This is a genomic window from Rhizobium sp. 2YAF20 (genome assembly GCF_052114685.1).
Taxonomy (GTDB): domain Bacteria; phylum Pseudomonadota; class Alphaproteobacteria; order Rhizobiales; family Rhizobiaceae; genus Rhizobium.
This window is the reverse complement of sequence record NZ_JBFRFF010000031.1, coordinates 46648-64805: the sequence shown is the minus strand read 5'-3', so window position 1 is coordinate 64805 and position 18158 is coordinate 46648. Positions and strand designations below refer to the sequence as shown.

Annotated in this window: 16 protein-coding genes; 10 read left to right on the top strand and 6 right to left on the bottom strand. The window is 59.5% G+C overall.

From position 1 onward, the window contains the following. Positions 1-819 precede the first annotated feature (819 nt). Both AB4Z52_RS26760 and AB4Z52_RS26755 read right to left on the bottom strand, forming a co-directional pair. Positions 820-1611 (bottom strand): aldolase, encoded by a 792-nt coding sequence (locus tag AB4Z52_RS26760; RefSeq protein ID WP_442220928.1) that lies wholly within the window; start codon positions 1609-1611, stop codon positions 820-822. A 16-nt stretch (positions 1612-1627) separates the two neighbouring features. After that, positions 1628-2329, bottom strand: a complete 702-nt coding sequence (locus AB4Z52_RS26755; protein WP_442220927.1) for a haloacid dehalogenase type II — start codon at positions 2327-2329, stop codon at positions 1628-1630. A 90-nt stretch (positions 2330-2419) separates the two neighbouring features. Here AB4Z52_RS26755 and AB4Z52_RS26750 point away from each other — a divergent pair, with 90 nt between their 5' ends. The 10 genes from AB4Z52_RS26750 to eutC all read left to right on the top strand — a co-directional run bounded on the left by AB4Z52_RS26750 (position 2420) and on the right by eutC (position 13935). Then, a complete protein-coding gene (locus AB4Z52_RS26750) occupies positions 2420-3295 on the top strand; it encodes a LysR family transcriptional regulator (protein ID WP_442220926.1) in 876 nt (291 codons plus the stop codon). Between the two features lie 362 nt (positions 3296-3657). After that, positions 3658-4644 carry a BMP family protein gene (locus AB4Z52_RS26745; RefSeq protein WP_442220925.1) on the top strand — a complete coding sequence of 329 codons (987 nt, stop codon included), beginning with the start codon at positions 3658-3660 and terminating at the stop codon, positions 4642-4644. Positions 4645-4656: 12 nt separating this feature from the next. Beyond that, positions 4657-6081, top strand: a complete 1425-nt coding sequence (locus AB4Z52_RS26740; protein ID WP_442220924.1) for an amidase — start codon at positions 4657-4659, stop codon at positions 6079-6081. Further along, positions 6078-7610 carry an ABC transporter ATP-binding protein gene (locus AB4Z52_RS26735; RefSeq protein WP_442220923.1) on the top strand — a complete coding sequence of 511 codons (1533 nt, stop codon included), beginning with the start codon at positions 6078-6080 and terminating at the stop codon, positions 7608-7610. Before AB4Z52_RS26740 ends, AB4Z52_RS26735 begins: the two co-directional genes overlap by 4 nt. Further along, positions 7600-8649: an ABC transporter permease gene (locus AB4Z52_RS26730; protein WP_442220922.1), complete on the top strand. Its 1050-nt coding sequence runs from the start codon at positions 7600-7602 to the stop codon at positions 8647-8649. Before AB4Z52_RS26735 ends, AB4Z52_RS26730 begins: the two co-directional genes overlap by 11 nt. Continuing rightward, a complete protein-coding gene (locus AB4Z52_RS26725) occupies positions 8646-9587 on the top strand; it encodes an ABC transporter permease (protein WP_442220921.1) in 942 nt (313 codons plus the stop codon). Before AB4Z52_RS26730 ends, AB4Z52_RS26725 begins: the two co-directional genes overlap by 4 nt. A 24-nt stretch (positions 9588-9611) precedes the next feature. Next, on the top strand, positions 9612-10937 hold the full coding sequence (locus AB4Z52_RS26720; RefSeq protein ID WP_442220920.1) for an amidohydrolase family protein: 1326 nt from the start codon (positions 9612-9614) through the stop codon (positions 10935-10937). 30 nt (positions 10938-10967) lie between these two features. After that, the gene (locus AB4Z52_RS26715; protein WP_442220919.1) at positions 10968-11213 is read left to right on the top strand and encodes a hypothetical protein; all 246 of its coding nucleotides are present in this window, start codon (positions 10968-10970) and stop codon (positions 11211-11213) included. A gap of 581 nt (positions 11214-11794) precedes the next feature. Further along, a complete protein-coding gene (locus AB4Z52_RS26710) occupies positions 11795-13192 on the top strand; it encodes an ethanolamine ammonia-lyase subunit EutB (protein ID WP_442220918.1) in 1398 nt (465 codons plus the stop codon). Continuing rightward, the gene (gene eutC / locus AB4Z52_RS26705) at positions 13189-13935 is read left to right on the top strand and encodes an ethanolamine ammonia-lyase subunit EutC (protein ID WP_442220917.1); all 747 of its coding nucleotides are present in this window, start codon (positions 13189-13191) and stop codon (positions 13933-13935) included. The genes AB4Z52_RS26710 and eutC overlap by 4 nt, the downstream gene beginning before the upstream one ends. A gap of 405 nt (positions 13936-14340) precedes the next feature. Here eutC and AB4Z52_RS26700 read toward each other — a convergent pair whose 3' ends face one another. The 4 genes from AB4Z52_RS26700 to AB4Z52_RS26685 all read right to left on the bottom strand — a co-directional run bounded on the left by AB4Z52_RS26700 (position 14341) and on the right by AB4Z52_RS26685 (position 18150). Beyond that, entirely contained in the window at positions 14341-15726 is a 1386-nt protein-coding gene (locus tag AB4Z52_RS26700) for an APC family permease (protein ID WP_442220916.1), read from the bottom strand. Positions 15727-16246: 520 nt separating this feature from the next. Then, a complete protein-coding gene (locus AB4Z52_RS26695) occupies positions 16247-16480 on the bottom strand; it encodes a hypothetical protein (protein ID WP_442220915.1) in 234 nt (77 codons plus the stop codon). A 93-nt stretch (positions 16481-16573) separates the two neighbouring features. Further along, on the bottom strand, positions 16574-17191 hold the full coding sequence (locus tag AB4Z52_RS26690; RefSeq protein WP_442220914.1) for an alpha/beta hydrolase: 618 nt from the start codon (positions 17189-17191) through the stop codon (positions 16574-16576). Then, the gene (locus tag AB4Z52_RS26685) at positions 17188-18150 is read right to left on the bottom strand and encodes a glutathione S-transferase family protein (RefSeq protein ID WP_442220913.1); all 963 of its coding nucleotides are present in this window, start codon (positions 18148-18150) and stop codon (positions 17188-17190) included. The genes AB4Z52_RS26690 and AB4Z52_RS26685 overlap by 4 nt, the downstream gene beginning before the upstream one ends. Between the last annotated feature and the right edge of the window lie 8 nt (positions 18151-18158).

Here is an 18158-nt window from a genome sequence, read left to right as displayed (position 1 = left end):
AGGCTCCTGCTTCGTTCCGCAGGGAGACGGTAGTCACTGGCTTCTAAGGAATGCTTAAATTAAGCAATAACTCAGAAAGTAACTTTGGAAGATAGAGGATATACTTCATATGCTTGCCTTAGTATTAGCCGCGTATCGATCGTCAATCCAAGGGCTGGCCGTACTCCTATGTCGCTCAGCGATGTCCTTGAGAGCCATCGAAGCTTCCTCGTTAACGCAGCCTTCGGCCAGGATCGCGGCTTCGATCGAGTTTGCGAGGGCTTTGCGGCGCTCGACTGAATTTCGGCGCTAAGAAAGGGCGGCACAGAGTCTTTTCTGGTCATCGCTTTTGAATTCCACCTGGAAATGACTCTGCTTGACCCACTGAATTGTAAGTATCCTTCGGGCGCAGGCACAAACCGGACTTTAAACCGGGTGCATGCCAAACGGAAAGATGGGTGAAATTATAAGGGAACTCAACACTCGGGCGCTCCTGCCTGATCATGCCGACATCCACCGTCCCTCCGTCCCCTGGATCAGGCGGCCGCCTTTACATCGAACTCGAAATGGAGCTGGTCATAGGGGTATTCAACGCCGGCGCCCGTCCTGTCCAGGACACCCGCGTTTTCCCGCCGCCTCAAAGCGGCGGGACGGAAAAAAGAGTCTGGGGACCGCCATCACAGCCAAAAGCAGGCCGGCCGTCAGGCAAGCGATCCTCGACCTCTTCGCGCGACCGCCACGATGTCCTCACGGTTACATGCTCATTGCCGCTATCGCGGACCCTAAAGTGCCAAAGTAGTGCTTGTGTCGCTTGGAATTTGCCAACCACATCTTGGCTATTCAGTTCCGGTATTCCGGCTCCTGCCTATCAAGGACACGCCGAATGCTTTCGAGATGCATGCGGGCACTTTCCGGATCGCCTTCGCGCATCTGTCGGGCGGCGGCGGCCGCGACATCGCTGGGGACGGCAAGCAGCTGGCGGCCCGTGCTCATCGCCTTGAGCTGCACTTCGGCCGCCCGTTCCAGATAATAGAGGTCGTCCCAGGCCTCGGCGATATTAGGCGCGCAGACCATGACACCGTGATTCCTCATGAACAGGATATCGTTGTTGCCGAGGGCGGCTGCAATCCGGTCGCCTTCACACGCGTCCAGGGCAAGGCCGTTATAATGCTCATCGACGCCGGTGCGGCCATAGAATTTCAGCGCCGTCTGGCCGGCCCAGACAAGCGGCTCGCCCTCGATCATGCTCAGCGCCGTCGCGTTCGGCATGTGGGTGTGGAAGGCGGCGCCGACGCGCGACACCATCTTGTGCAAGCGGGCGTGGATGAAGAAGGCGGTCGCCTCGGGGACGCCGTCACCAGCCACCACATGGCCCTCGAAATCGCAGATCAGCAGCGACGAGGCAGTGGCTTCCTGGAAGGCCCAGCCGAGCCTGTTAACCAGGAACAGGTCTGGATGGCCAGGAACGACTGCCGAGAAATGGTTGCAGATGCCCTCTTCAAGGCCCAGCTTGGCAGCCGCTCTCAGGCAGGCGGCGAGGTCGAGCCGTGCCTGCCAGATCTCCTCGGTATCCAGCGAGGCATTCCGCAGGATGGTCGATCTTCCTTCGGGAACATTCAGTTCGTGAGCCATCTGCGCCTCTCTTCTGTTACATCCAGCCGGCAGCCGCGAGAATGCCGGGTACCTTGTCTAGCGCAGCAACCACCGCGCCGGGTTGATAATCATCGAGCGGCTTGCGCCCCGTTCCTCGATCGACCCAGATTGTACGAAAGCCGAGTTCACGCGCGACCGCAAGGTCGAGATGTGGACTGGCGCAGATGTGCACCAGATCATCCATTCCGATCCCAAGGGTGTTCCAAGCATGACGAAAGATCTGCGACGATGGCTTGTAAGCGCCAGCCTGTTCCGCGCTGATCACCTGATCGACATGACCGCCCAGCTGGGCGATGTTGCCGGCGATGATGGCATCGTCGGTGTTCGAGATGATCGCCAACTTGAATCCGGCTGCCTTCAGCCGGCCAAGCGTTGCGACGACCTCGGGAAAGGGTGGCATCCTGCCGATCGACATTGTGAGGATTTCGGCATCGCCGGCGTCGAAGCGTAGTTTGAACTCGGCCATGGTGCGTTCGAGAGCGTTGGCGCTGACCGCTTTGAATGACTGATGCGGTCGTTGTTGTTCCAGTTCATGCTCGTGGCGATCATGGACACTGAGGAAGGCGGCGGGATCGATCGTGCCACCCTTGGCGGACACGATCTGGGTCACTGCGGCGAGCAGTCCCTCGTCCCATTGGATGAGGGTGCCATAGCAATCGAAAGTCAGCCAGGTGGGGCGGCTTCCATAAAAGGTCATGTCAGATCGTCTCCTTGGTTGGCCGTATATTGACAAAGGTGCGGATCATTAGGAAATTAAATATAATGATGCCAATCAGTGAATACTCGAATGAGGCCCACCTTCGATCTCGATCTGCTTCGAACCTTTGTCGCCGTGGTGGACTTCGGCGGTTTCACCCGGGCTGCAGAACAAGTGCATCTGACACAATCGACCGTCAGCCAGCAGATCAAGAAACTTGAGGCGAATGTCGGGCATGTTCTGCTGCTGCGCGACAAGTCGTCGGGCAGCGTAGAGACCACCGAGGAAGGCGAGCTTCTGCTGAGCTATTCCCGCCGGTTGCTGGCCACGGCCGCAGAAGCTATGGAGATCATGCGCAAGCCGTCGGCACCGAAGACGGTGCGGCTCGGCGTGCCGGAGGATTTTGCCGGCCGACGGCTTATCAATCTGCTTTCGAGTTTTTCCGCTGCGTCTCCGCAGATCCGGCTCGACACGACAAGCGGCTGGAGCGTCCAGCTATGCAGGCTGCTCGACGCCGGCGAGATCGATCTGGCGTTGATCAAGCGTGAGCCCGGCGACGGCGCCTGCCTGGCAAGCTGGAAGGAAGAACTGGTCTGGGTGGAAAGCGCCCGCCACCCGATTCGTTCCGATCCGGTGGCGCTTGCCGTCTTTCCGGTCGGCTGCATCTATCGTACGCGCGCGATCCGCGCCATCGAGGCGGATGGCCGCCGCTGGCGGATCGCCTACACTAGCCAAGGGCTGATGGGCGTGCAGGCAGCCGTTGCCTCCGGGCTCGGTATCAGCCTGCTGCCGTCCGATGCGGTTCTATCGGAACACCGCAAGCTGACGCCCGTCGATGGTTTCGGCGTCCAGCCGGGTTCCGAGCTTGCGCTGGTCAAGGGTCGCCTACGGCTTTCTGCGGAAGCCAAGTTTCTTGCCGAGTTTCTTACCGACAGGCTTTATTCGGCCATATCAACCGGTAGCTAGAGAGAACACGAGAGGGCACCGTAAAGTTAATGGACACCGGTCAACAATGTTGCCCGCGGCTTTCGCTTAGGGTCGCAGCCCCCGGGGATATAGCGCCTATCGATACAATGCGATGGCGATGAAGACTAAAAGTGGGCATCGTCGATCGGCATGTGGATGGGTCCACTACAGTAGATGGAGAAGGTCAGGACAAGGCTCGTCGAATTGCGACAATCCATAACAATCTTGCCTGACGTCTTGCGGCATCTGCTTGAAACGTCAGGCTTAAAAGCCTACTTTTTAAGCCAGTCTGCAGCTTGACATATTTTTGGGCAGTCCCTATGTTTTTTGAACCAAATGGTAAATAAATGGGGAGCAAAGCGATGATCAAAGACATTCTAATATCACGCCGGGCGGTGATTGCTTCCGGCATCGCGCTCGGCGTCACCGGCCTCGCGCCTCTTGCTCGCGCCGCGGCGCCGATGAAGGTGGCGGGGATCCATGCGTCGCCGGTCGAGAACGCCTGGAATTCCTGTCTTCATCAAGCGCTGAAGGATGCAGCCAAGGAAGGCGTCATCGAATATGTCTTCTCCGAAGGAGTTTCCGGCACAGATTACCCGCGCGCCATGCGCGAATATGCCGAACAGGGCAACAAGCTGATCATCGGCGAGGCCTATGCCGTGGAAAAAGAGGCGCGTCAGGTCGCGGCGGATTACCCGAAAACGGCATTCGTTCTGGGTTCCAGCGGCGCAGAGGCAGGGGACAATTTCGGCGTGTTCGGCACCTGGAACTATGACGGCGCCTATCTCGCCGGCATGCTTGCGGGCAAGATGACGAAATCCAACATCGTTGGCTCGGTCGGCGCCATTCCAATCCCCGAGGTCAACATGCTGATCAATGCCTTTGGTGAAGGCGTGAAAGCCGTCAACCCCCATGCCAGGCATCTCGTCTCCTTCATCGGCACTTTTTTCGATCCGCCGAAGGCTCGCGAGGCCGGTCTGGCCCAGATCGACGCAGGGGCCGACATCCTGTTCGGAGAGCGCATCGGTACGGCGGACGCCGCCAAGGAACGTGGCATCAAGTCCGTGGGGTCGCTGATCGATTATACGCCGCGCTATCCGGACACGGTCTTTGCCAATGCCATGTGGTATTTCCGCCCGATCCTCAACGCCGCCATCGCCGATGTTGCTGCCGGCAAGCCGGTCGGCAAGAACTACACGTCGTTCGGCCTGATGAAGGAGGGCGGCAGTGATATCGTCTTCGTCAAGGGCGTGGCGCCGGCTGAAGCAGAAGCCGCGATGGAAGCCAAGCGCGCCGAGATCAAGGCCGGCACCTTCGAGGTTCCAAAAATGATGGACCAACCGAAATAATCCGGCGGGATCATGACCAGCAACACATCCGCCGATGCCACCAGTCTGGCGCAGGCGATCCAACGCGGGGACCTGACTGCATCGCAAGCGATGCAGTCTTCTCTCGCGGCAGCTGAGGCACACGCCTCAATCGGCGCCATCGCCTACAGTGACAGCACCATGGGCGTCGCGTCCGCAAAAGCGATGGACACGGAAAGGCTTTCTAATCCGGCGGCTTTCGCTGCGCGGTCCTTTTCCGGCGTGCCGGCGCTGGCAAAGGATCTGGGTGGCCCCTTCGCCGGTTTGCCTGTCTCTGCCGGATCGCGCCTTTTCGACCGGAAAGCTGGAGAGGCGGATTCCGATCTGGCTTTGCGGTTTCGCGACGCAGGCTTCTGCTTTTTCGGCCTTACGACGAGCCCGGAACTCGGCCTGTCGCTTGCCAGCGAACCGGCAATTGGGCCTATCTGCCGCAATCCGCTCGACCCGACACTGACGGCGGGCGGGTCATCGGGCGGGGCGGCGGCTGCAGTTGCCTCCGGCATCGTTGCGATCGCCCACGCCACCGACGCCGGCGGATCGATCCGCGTGCCGGCTGCCTGTTGCGGCCTTGTCGGCCTCAAGCCGACGCGCGGTGCCATTCCCGCGGGCCCCTCATTCGGCAACCATCTTGGCGGGATCGCCAGCGAACTTGCGGTCTGCAGATCGGCAAGAGACGCTGCGCGGGTTTTCGATGCCTTGCGTGGAAAAGCCAGGGGGCCGTTTGCGGATCCCGCGACTGCGGATATCAAAGACGGACGCCTGCGTGTTGGCTTGCTCATCGACACCGGTTGCCAATACCCGACAGAGAGGGCGCGCCTCGAGGCTGTTGAGGCCGCCGCCCGCGCATTGGAGACAGACGGCAACCAGATCGTTCCTCTGAAATGGATCGATTTCGAACAGAGCGTAGCCGCAAGCGGACGTGCCTTCGGCGATATCGTTTCAGTCAACCTTGCAGGCTTGATCGACGCTCTGGCTCTCGATGAAGGCAGGGCTGAACCGCTGACGCGCGCCTTCATTGAACGCGGCCGCACCCTTTCCGCCGCGAGCTTGTGGAATGCGCTGAACGGCGCTGTGCTGGTCAGCCGCGACCTCTGGAATCTGTTCGACAAAGTCGATTGCATCCTGATGCCGATGCTATCGTCCGCACCCCTTGCGATCGGTTCTTTTCCATCCGATCATGGAAACACTGAGCTGCATCTCGATCGGATGACCGCGTTTGCGCCGCTCGCCTCGCTTGCCAACATCTCGGGATTTCCGGCCTTGACCCTGCCCTTCGGAACGGATGCCAACGGACAGCCCCTGGCTGTGCAGATGATGGCGCCGATGGCGCATGAGCCGCTGCTGCTGTCGCTGGCTGCGCGATTGGAAGCCGAAGAGCGCTGGCAGCATCGTTTTCCGATTGCAGGGCTTGCGGCATGACAGTTCCGGTTCTCGAAATCGAAGGCGTCAGCAAGCGTTTCGGTACCAATCTGGTCAATGACAACATTTCGCTGACCCTAGCCAAGGGCGAAATCGTCGCCCTGCTCGGAGAGAACGGCGCGGGCAAGACAACGCTGATGAGTATCCTCTTTGGCCATTACATGCCGGATGCTGGTCGAATTCTGATCGACGGCACCGAGCTTGCGCAGGGCAAACCGCGCGCGGCGATCCGCGCTGGCGTCGGCATGGTCCATCAGCATTTCTCGCTGGCACCCAACCTGACCGTTCTCGAAAACGTCATGACTGGCACAGAAAAGCTCTGGTTCTGGCGCTCGGGCACATCGGCCGCACGAAAAAAGCTCCTCTCAATCTCTCTGCGCTTTGGTCTCAAGGTCGATCCAGACGCGCGGCTTGGAGACCTGTCCGTCGGCGAACAGCAGCGCGTCGAGATCCTCAAGGCACTCTATAACGACGCCCGCATCCTCATCCTCGACGAGCCGACGGCTGTGCTGACCAATTTCGAGGCCGAAAAGCTATTCACGACGCTGAAGGAAATGGCCCGCCAGGACCTTTCGCTGATCTTCATCTCCCATAAACTCGATGAGGTCATGGCCGCCGCCGATCGCATCGTCGTTCTGCGTGGCGGCAAGATGGTCTGCGAACGCAAGACATCCGAAACCGGCAAGGCCGAACTCGCCGAGCTGATGGTCGGCCGTCGCGTCACACGACCGGTGCGTGAGGCATCGACGCCCGGCGTAGTTGCGCTTGAGGCTGCCGATATCACGGTGAAGATCGACGGCGTCGAGCGGCTGAAGTCCATCAGCTTCCGGCTGCGCGAAGGAGAAATCCTTGGCGTCATCGGCGTTTCTGGCAATGGCCAGACGGCATTGGCGCATCTTTTCTCCGGCATGCTGTCGCGCGCATCCGGAGACCTCCTGCTTTTCGGCGAGCCGATCGGCAACCTCGGCGTCGCTGATGTCGTTGGCGCTGGATTCGGCCGCATTCCAGAAGACCGAGACGAGGAAGGCGTCATCGGCGAAATGGAAATCTGGGAAAATGCCGTGCTGGAGCGCATTTCCTCTCGGGCGTTTTCGCAACATGGACTTGTGAACCGGACTGCAGGCATGGCCTTTGCAAGGGAGATCATAGAGGGGTTCGACGTGCGTGGCGGCAATCCTTCTAGCCGCACGCGGTTGCTGTCCGGCGGCAACATGCAAAAGCTCATCCTCGGCCGCAATCTGCATCGCCGGCCACGCATCCTGATCGCTGCGCAGCCGGCACGCGGGCTCGATGAAGGTGCCGTAGCAGCGGTGCATGCACGGCTTCTAGAGGCCCGCAGACAGGGCACGGCCGTGCTCCTGATCTCGGAGGACCTGGACGAGGTGATCGCACTTGCCGACCGCGTTCAGGCAATCGTCGGGGGAAGATTGTCACCGCCGGTCGAAGCGGACGTCGCGAATGCGCGAAAGCTTGGGTTGTTGATGACCGGAGAATGGCAAGAGACGCGGGAGCCCGATCATGCGCTTTGAACGCCGCGAACACCGACCGCTTTATCTGATGATCCTGACGCCGGCGATCGCGGTTATTGCCGCGCTGGCACTCTCGGGCATTTTGATTGCGATCGCCGGCGCTCCGGTGCTCGATGCCTATTGGCGCATCCTGACCGGTGCTTTCGGCTCGCGGCTTTCCGCAACCGAAACGCTAACGCGAGCAACGCCGCTGATGCTGACGGGGCTTGCAGCCGCCGTTGCCTTCCGGGCAAGGCTCTGGAACATCGGCGCCGAGGGCCAGTTCTATCTCGGCGCCATCGCCGTTGCCGCAGCAAGTTCCAAATTCCTGGGCGATCTGCCTGCACCGGTGCTTATTCCAGCGCTGCTCGGGGTGGGCGCCGTCGCCGGCATGGTTCTGATCCTCATTCCGCTGTGGCTGCGTTTGCGTTTCTCGGTCGATGAAGTCGTGACCAGCCTGCTGCTCAACTTCATCGCATTGCTCTTTGTTTCAATGCTGATCGACGGGGTGCTCAAGGATCCGCTCGCCTTCGGCTGGCCGCAATCGCAATCGGTGAGCGACCATGCCATGCTGCCGAAGCTGGTTGCCCGCTCGCGACTGCATATCGGCTTTGCGATAGCCATTGCGCTGGCGATCATTGTCCACCTTGTCCAGTCGCGCACAGTCTTCGGCCTGCAATCGCGCGCTGCTGGGCTCAATCCCGCTGGCGCAATATTCGCAGGCGTTCCACTGGGCAAGACGCTGGTGAAGGTTGCCTGTCTTTCAGGAGGACTGGCCGGCCTTGCCGGCGCGATCGAGGTGATGGGCGTCAAAGGCTACGTGACAACCGACCTGTCGCCCGGTTTCGGCTATTCCGGCATCGTCGTGGCCATGCTTGCCAATCTAAATCCGCTCGGCGTTGTCCTCGCCGCCATTTTCACAGCCACCATGTATGTCGGCGCAGACGGCATGAGCCGTGGCCTCGGCATCCCCACCTACATCGCCGATGTCACCGTGGCACTTTCATTGCTTACTATGCTGATAGCACTGTTCTTCACCCAGTACAGGATCCGCCGATGACCGTGCTGTTTGATATTATCGCATCTGTCGGGCTGTGGGGTGCGGTGCTGCGCATCGCCACGCCGTTGCTCTTCGGCACGCTCGGCGCATTGCTCTGTGAACGCGCGGGCGTACTCAATCTCGGTATCGAGGGCATCATGACCTTCGGCGCCATGATCGGCTGGCTTTCGGTCTATCACGGCGCAGATCTGTGGACCGGTCTTTTGATCGCAGCAATTGCCGGTGGCGTCTTCGGTCTGCTGCATTCTGGCCTGACGGTGACGCTCGGCCTCTCCCAGCATGTGGCAGGCCTTGGTGTCACGCTATTCGCCTCCAGTTTCAGCTACTACGTCTTTCGCCTGATCGTGCCCACTGCCGGCACGCCGCCGACCATCGTGCCGTTCCAGCCGATCGCCATTGCGGGCCTGTCGACGCTACCCTTCATAGGGCCGGCGTTCTTCACGCAGACGGCGCCGACCTATCTGGCGATCCTGATTGCGATCCTGATGGCCTATATCCTGTTTCGCACGCCGCTGGGCCTTGCGATCCGCATGACCGGCGAAAACCCGCATGCGGCAGAGGCACAAGGCATCAATCCCATGAAGATACGTTATGGCGCGGTGATTGCCGGAAGTGCGCTGATGGGCATGGGTGGTGCATTCCTCACTCTGTCGGCCTTCAACAGCTTTTTCCCGACCATGGTGCAGGGCCGCGGCTGGATCTGCATCGCGCTTGTTGTCTTTGCGTCCTGGCGGCCGGGCCGCGCCTTGTTCGGCGCACTGCTCTTTGCGTTCTTCGATGCCTTCCAGCTTCGACTTCAGACGGCCGTGGACGGTGTGCCCTATCAGATATTCCTGATGACCCCCTATATACTTTCCATTGTGGCCCTTGCGGTCATGGCCCGCCGCGCCCGCGTGCCGCAGGCCTTGATGCAGCCCTACCGGCGCGGCGAGCGATAATCGTTTTCACTCAACGAGGTTTCCATGTTTGACCTGATCATCCGCAATGCAAATCTCCCCGACGGTCGCCATGGCATCGATATCGGCATTACGGCCGGCAAGATCTGCGCGATCGATAGGACCATAGAGGCGCAAGCCGGAGAGGAGATCGACGCTAGCGGACGGCTGGTCAGCCCGCCCTTCGTCGATCCGCATTTTCACATGGATGCAACGCTGTCGCTCGGCCTGCCACGCATGAACGTATCTGGTACCCTCCTTGAAGGGATTGGATTGTGGGGGGAATTGCGCGCAATCGCAACAAAGGAAGAGCTGGTCGACCGCGCCTTGCGCTATTGCGATCTCGCGGTGACGCAAGGCCTACTGTTCATCCGCAGCCACGTCGATACCACCGATCCAAAACTGGTGACCGTCGAGGCAATGATCGAGGTCCGAGAAAAGGTGGCGCCCTACATCGACCTGCAACTGGTCGCCTTCCCGCAGGACGGATATTATCGCGCGACCGATGGCATCGACTTACTCAACCGAGCATTGGACATGGGCGTCGATATTGTCGGCGGTATTCCCCATTTCGAACGGACGATGGCCGAAGGTACGGCTTCGGTCGAGGCGCTCTGCAGGATCGCCGCCGATCGCGGCCTGCCGGTGGACATGCACTGCGACGAAACCGACGATCCGCTCTCGCGTCATGTCGAGACGCTGGCCGCACAAACCATTCGTTTCGGCCTAGAGGGCCGCGTCGCCGGTTCGCATCTGACCTCGATGCATTCGATGGACAACTACTATGTCTCCAAGCTCATCCCGCTGATGGCCGAAGCGCGGATCAACGTCATCCCCAATCCCTTGATCAACATCATGCTTCAGGGCCGGCACGATACCTATCCAAAGCGTCGTGGCATGACCCGTGTTCGCGAACTGATGGACGCAGGGCTCAACGTCTCCTTCGGGCACGATTGCGTCATGGATCCCTGGTATTCGATGGGCTCGGGCGACATGCTGGAAGTCGGCCACATGGCCATCCATGTGGCGCAAATGGCCGGCATCGAGGACAAGAAGAAGATCTTCGACGCGCTGACCGTCAATTCGGCAAAGACCTTGGGCCTGAAGGGGTACGGCCTTGAAACCGGTTGCAACGCAGACCTCGTGATCCTCCAGGCGCAGGATACGCTGGAAGCGTTGCGGCTGAAACCGAACCGGCTGGCGGTGATCAAGGCTGGTAAGGTCATCGCCCGTTCGGCACCGCGCATCGGCGAGCTTTTCCTTGACGGGCGCCCCTTAAAGATCGATGGCGGCCTCGACTACGCGCCCAGCATTCGAGATGGTGAGATCGCGGACTGGAAGAGGTCAACATAAGGATCGGGTGGTAACCCACCGGTATCTGCCTTGAGCGAGAATTCATTCAGCAAGCAGTTGCAGGCAGACGGTTTTTGCATTCGCCCTGCCTATCATACCGTGCTCGCTATCGGAGAGTTCGCATGGTGGCTGATCAATGCGCATGGCGATGGGGTGGACGTTCACGAAGGCAGTGTGGTTTCGTTCATGGAGAGGAGAGTTAAGCTGCCAGATTATCGTTATGGCACGCGCATCGCGCTTACGCGGCTGGTCGCCGGACTCCGCCGTGTCCTATGATTTAGCAGGGGCGGTCGCCTATTGCTTACGATGAAGATTTGGACCAACGACCAGGAAATGCCCGGCCACAATTTTGCTATCGCTCAGAGTACAAATTAGCAATCTTGTATTCGTGCAACTGGCTAGTTTTCCATCATTGCGGCCGATCTGCGCGTAGCTCACTTGAAGTTGACGGTTTCCTCTCTGTGCAGATTACCCCACCGAACAAGCGTTCGAGCGTGAAAAAAGCAGATCAAGAATTGTCAAACAAATTTTATCGCGTTCCAAGTTGAAGTGCCCACTAAAGTGCGTATATCGGCGCACGTTGCCGAAAACTGAATGCGATCGCCACGGCGAGCAGCTACCCCCCAAACCGGACAATGGCCTTACCGAGAGACGCGCATGCGTAAGGGGCCATAGTCTTGCCATACGAAACCCTTGGCGCGGAAGCCTCCCTATGCAGTCCAAGAGAGTGGCGCGGTTCTTGCATGACTTAGGCATGGAGCCGAGCAAACGTACCCGGCGAAAGCCCGCGAATACCACAGTCAGAAGGTGGATGCGTGCTTGGGCAAAAGAATAGGCTGGTTGATAGCCAGGGGCATATGAAAACATATTCGATCGTTCTAGGGCGAGAGCGCCATATTTTCCAGGATCTGAAATCGGTATTGGCTTGCGCCTCGCCCCTGAAATCAGGTGACGTGCTAGCCGGGATCGCAGCGTCGAGCAACGAGCGGCGGGTGGCCGCCCGCTATCTGCTGGCGGAGATGCCTCTCAAGACTTTCCTGGAGGATCTGGTCATCCCCTATGAGATCGACGAGGTCAGCCGACTGATTGTCGACCGTCATGATCGGATGGCTTTTGCGCCGGTGGCTCATATGACGGTCGGCGAATTTCGCGACTGGCTTCTCTCTTATGATGCTACCTCCGAAAAGTTGCTTGCTCTCGCGCCGGGCCTCACCCCGGAAATGGTCGCGGCGGTCTCCAAGATCATGCGCAATCACGACCTGATCACCGTCGCCGGCAAATGTAACGTCGTCACTGCTTTTCGCTCCACGATCGGTCTGCCAGGCCGACTTTCAAGTCGTCTTCAGCCAAATCATCCCACCGACGATCCGGAAGGTGTCGCCGGCTCGACGTTGGACGGGCTTCTCTATGGGATTGGCGATGCGGTGATCGGCATCAACCCGGCTACCGACAATCTTGAGGCCTGTACAAGATTGATGGTCCTGTTCGACCGCCTGCGCGAACGGTTCGAGATCCCTACTCAGTCTTGCGTGTTGGCCCATGTTACCACCTCAATCAAAGCCATCGAGGCTGGCGCGCCGCTCGATCTGGTGTTCCAGTCAATTGCAGGCTCTGAGGCTGCCAACAAGAGTTTCGGCGTCGATCTCGCGGTCCTGAGGGAGGGTCGGGAGGCGGCGCTTTCCATGAAGCGCGGCACGGTCGGAAACAACGTCATGTATCTGGAGACCGGCCAGGGTAGCGCTCTGTCGGCGGACGCCCATCATGGTGTCGACGAACAGACGGTCGAGGCGCGCGCCTATGCCGTGGCGCGCGAACTCAGTCCGTTGCTCGTCAATACAGTGGTCGGCTTTATCGGGCCTGAATACCTATTCGACGCCAAGCAAATTATTCGCGCCGGGCTCGAGGATCATTTCTGCGGCAAGTTGCTTGGCGTGCCGATGGGCGTCGACGTTTGCTACACGAACCATGCGGAAGCAGACCAGGACGATATGGACAACCTGATGGTGCTGCTGACCGTCGCGGGCGTCAGTTTCCTCATCGCGGTGCCCGGCGCCGACGACGTCATGCTCAACTACCAGAGCCTGTCCTACCACGATATTGTCGGCCTCAGGCACCAGTTCAATCGCCCGCCCGCTCCGGAATTCGAAGCCTGGCTCTATCGCATGGGCATGCTTGACCGGACGGGTCGGCTTGCCCCAGCCAGCGCCTCGGGCCCCTTCTCCCGCAACCTCTTGAGCTACAGGGCATCGGCATGAGCACCATCGACTTAGATCCGTTTGCGCGGTTCCGCCATGCCACACGCGCCCGGATCGGGCTTGGAAGGGCGGGCGACGCGTTGCCGACATCGGCAATTCTCGACTTCCAGCTCGCCCATGCCAGGGCGAGGGACGCCGTGCACGGACAAGTGGACTTTATTGCCCTTGCAAACGAACTTGCGCCTGTGCCTACGATCAGGATGAGGTCTCGCGCCAAAGACCGCACGGTCTATCTGGCACGTCCGGATCTCGGCCGTCAGACGAACGCAGCCGATCTCCCAACTCACGGGGATCGGTATGATATCGCCTTCATTATCGCCGACGGGCTCTCGGCCTCGGCGGTCGAACACCACGCGGTCCCGCTGTTTAAGGCTTGCACGAAGCGTCTCGGGGGCTTCAGCGTCGCCCCAGTGATATTGGGCGAACAGGCGCGGGTGGCATTTGGCGATGAGGCGGCAGCGGCGTTTGGTGCAGAAGTTGCCATCGTGCTGATCGGCGAGAGGCCGGGACTAAGCGTTCCCGACAGTCTCGGTGCCTACATCACGTTTCGTCCGCAAGCGGGGATGCGTGACAGCGAGCGCAACTGCGTGTCCAACATTCATGCCGATGGGCTCGGCTACGAGGTTGCGGCCGACAAGATCGTTTGGATCGTCCGGGAGGCACTTCGCTTGCAGTTGACCGGCGTGGATCTCAAGGAAAACGCTGAAGGTGCCACAGCAGCGCTGCCACACTGTGAAACATAATTCAGTTTTCAAAAAGGCGAAATCAATCAAGTTTTTAACCCGCAACTGTAAAAGCCTGACCGGCCCGCTCTTTTCGTGGCTTGCGCCTTGTCGCGCTATTTCGGGCGAATATTTCGGCTCAAGCTTCGGCTGAGACCCTACAAGGCATGGGGTATCGCGTTATCCAGACGATTGCCGAATATGCCGCTGGCTAGCTGGCAGTCTCGTCGACAAATGATACCGTGAGGAGCCCGTCGTCACTAGTAGCGGACAGCAAAGCTGGTTCTGGCGACCGCCGATCAGCACGGCTTTGTTCTTGATGTTTTGCTACAAAGAATGAGCAGTCCCGTCCCAGCGAAAACGAGGGCCGGAACGGGATGACGACACACAGTGACATGATCCCGGTCCGGCGAACTCAATTGGTTACTAGGCGGGCTGAGCAATCGCGACTTCGAGATCATGCTCGATCGAGAGCAGCGCGCCGGGAGCCCGCGCCTTCACGATGAAGAACCACGCGACACCGACCATGAGATAGAGCGCGAATAGGTATGGCAGGATGTTGTAGGGATAGGCGGGGACCGGATAGAGACTGCCGACGAGCGCCAGAACCATGAAGACGGCACCGAGCGCGCCAACAACATAGTCGGCGGTCTTGACCTGTCCGATCTTTTTCAAAAAGACCGGTGCGCTGACCGAGACCAGGAAGTAGACAACGATGAAGCCGAAGGTTGCGACGGTTCCGAAGTAGCCGACCAGATCGCTTTCGGCCCGCCCGTAAAAGGCGACGCAGAGGAAGAGGTTGATGAAAGCACCGACAGTCAGCGCGGTGTAAGGTGTCTTGTGGTGCGTGTGGACCACGCCGACGCTGGCATGGAAGAAGCTATAACGCCCAAGCGAAAACAGCGTGCGCCCGTACGCGTTGAGCGAGGCGAGCGCGCAGGCGAACGAGGACAGCGTAGCACCGGCATAGACGAGGATCGCCAGGATCTGGCTGTCGCCGGTCGTCACATCGCCCAGCGGCGAGGCGCTCGTACCCAGTTTCGCGGTATCGTCGCTGAAAGCTAGGACGAGGATATACGACGTAAACACAAAGAATGCACCTGCCAGAGCCGGGCTCAAGATCACCGCCAGCGGAATCTTGCGCTTGGGATCGCGTGTTTCCTGGCCGAGCGAGGCTGCACTCTCGAAGCCGACGAATGAGAAGATGCCGAACACGATCGCCTGTGCGACGCTTCCCAAATTTGCACCTTCAAGATGGATCTGCTTGGCATCTGCCTTAAAGCCAGTCTTGTTCCAAACAAAGATGCAAACCAGGGTTATGGCGAGCACCGAGACACCTTCCAGGATCAATCCGATCCTAGACGATATGCGGATATCGCGGACCGCCAAATACCAGATCAGCAGCGAAACCAAGGCGTAAACGACATAACCTGGGATCACGAAAGGCAAACCGATGATCTGCAGCAACGTATTCAGGAAAATAGACGTCGCCACAGTCAATGTCGCGGCGGTAAAGACATAGGCGGCCAGCATCGCCCAACCCGACAGCAGACCCGACCCAGGCCCCAAGCTGCGTGACACATATATGAAGAACGAGCCCGCTGATGTGATCTGGGCGGCTAGCTTCCCGACATTGAGACCGACGACGATCATGGCGATCGTCGACAGTACATAGACGAGCCACGATGCGGTTCCAGCCATTCCTGCGACGACAGTCACAGCAAGAGCAGGCGTGAATGTTGGCGATACATTCGCGATCGACTGACCTAAGACTTCTGGGAATGAAAGGCTATCTTTTCGAAGTTCTGACATCTATCCACCTTCTGTTTTAGCGCGACTGATTTACGTGCAGATCATCTACACGCAGCGGTTGGCTTGACTGTCGACGAGGTCAATTGTCGATTTGCGCTACTTAAAGTCGGCGAAGCGCTGTTGGCAGAAAGGCCTCATATGTTCAGTGCAACGGATCCACTACCGCACTTTCGCTAGAGGCAAGAATTATGCCTGACGATCAAATCTGCGCAAAATGATCCAAATTTTCGCAAGGTGGATAGCAATGGACGATGCGGCGGGAGATTGAAGCCCGGATCGTACGCAATAGTGCTGAAAACATTGCCAAACGACTAGAATTTGCACCGTGCAACCGCTCGATAGCCGGCCAATGGGCCTTTGCTGAGGATAGGCGCCGGAAGACTGAGGTGGCGCGGTGCTTCCGACAATGTTCACGACTCTTCGCTTTTTCGTCGAGCGCGAGCACCGATCGTCGCCGGTAACGCAATTCCGGATTTGCTCGGCAAGCCGGACCATGAGTTCATCGGTGCGAGGGGTGATGTCAGGTTAAATCAGTGCTGCGAGATTCTGGTTGGATAGTCGCTCTCAGGCGAGTGTTGGGATGCTCGGAAAGGGTGAGGGTGCCGCTGACAGTGCTATCCGGGCTGACATCGAACTCGAAGCGCATGTTCCTGCCCGTGGCAACGATCAAAGGGCTTCTGGGATAACGGCGACAGAGAATAGTAATCGCCGTCGTGATGCGGATCTGCTTGGTTACGGCAGCGATGGCGCTCATCGCGGCGGCCGGCGGCGCGAGGCTTCCAGACCCCTGGTTCCCTGGGGAAGATCACCCAAGGTGTTGAGGCCGATCTCCATCGCCGTCGATCTCCTATTTCGCCAGCGTATCGGACATGAAGTCGGCTGCTCTCTCTGCTCCTTCGGCAGAGATCGTGTGGCCAAGTCCGGGGAGCGTCAAGGTCTCGACGGCAACGCCGACCGCCTGCAGGATCGCCGCCGCCTTGGCGGTTTCAGCTGCCGGAATGACGGGATCGGCGCTGCCGTGGACGAGCAGGACCTTCGTCGAGACGGAGGGTTTCAGCGGTTGCGGCGAGGCAAGCCGACCCGAGAAGCCGACGACGGCCCCGACCGGCCAGCGCCCAGAGGCGACGGCATCGAGCGCCATGATCGTGCCTTGCGAGAAGCCTACCAGGGCGACGCGATCGAGCCGGTCGGAAAAGCCGTTCTCTTCGATGATCGCTAAAATCGTCGCGTCGAAGGAGGCGCGCGCCTCGCTTATCCGGGCCGGGCGGTTTTCCTCCGTGACACCGGCGACGCTGAACCACTGGTACCCCGAGCCGAAACTGGAAGGGCTCGGCGCATTGGGGGAAGCAAAAACGGCGTCAGGCAGGCGGTCCCGCCAGACGCCTGCGAGCGGCGCCAGATCACTGCCGCTGGAACCGACGCCATGAAGCATGATGACAAGGACATTTGCCGCAGATGTCGTCATGTCGAAGCTAAGCCTTTGAGTTCGGGGCCGAGGGGAACGATACAGCTCGGATTGAGTGCCTTGATCGAATAATAGCCACGCTTGATGTGGTCGATGCTGACCGTCTCGCGGATGCCGGGGACCGACAGCAAGCGATTGAGGTAACGGCTAAGAGCGGGATAATCGACGAGCCGCCGCAGGTTGCACTTGAAGAGGCCGTTGTAGGCCGCGTCGAAGCGGACAAGCGTGACGAACAGCCTCACATCGGCTTCGGTCAGCCGATCGCCGAGGAGGAACGGACCAGCGCCGGCGAGCCGCCGCTCGAGTTCGTCCAGCATCGCAAATACCTCGGCGAAGGCCTCTTGATAGGCGATCTGCGTCGTTGCGAAGCCGGCGCGGTAGACGCCGTTGTTGAGACTTGGATAGATCCGCTCGTTGAGCCCATCGATCTCGGCGCGGAGTTCCTTCGGGTAAAGATCGACGGTCATATCTGCCAGCGCGCCGAAGCCGGAATTGAGCATCCGCAGGATATCGGCCGATTCGTTGTTGACGATGGTTTTGCGCTGCTTGTCCCAGAGAACAGGCACCGTGGCGCGGCCAGTGTAGTGTGGGTCGGCCTTGGTGTAGATCTCGTGCAAATAGGTCGTCCCGTTGAGGTCATCGCGGTCGGAGCCCGGATAGTCGCCAAAACGCCAACCCTCGTCGGAAAGGGCCGGTTCGACAACCGAGACCGATATAGCCGCGCCGAGTTTCTTCAGCGCGCGGCCAATCAGCGTGCGCGAGGCCCAGGGGCAGATCAGGCCGACATAGAGGTGATAGCGCCCGGCCTCCGCCTTGAAACCGGCCTCGCCGGTGGGCCCGGCGCTACCGTCTGCAGTGATCCAGTTTCGGAACCCCGAAATCTGCCGAACGAAGCCGCCTTTGGCGTCGGTCGCCTGTACAGGATGCCAGTCGGTTGTCCATTTTCCATCAACAAGCATGGTCGAAC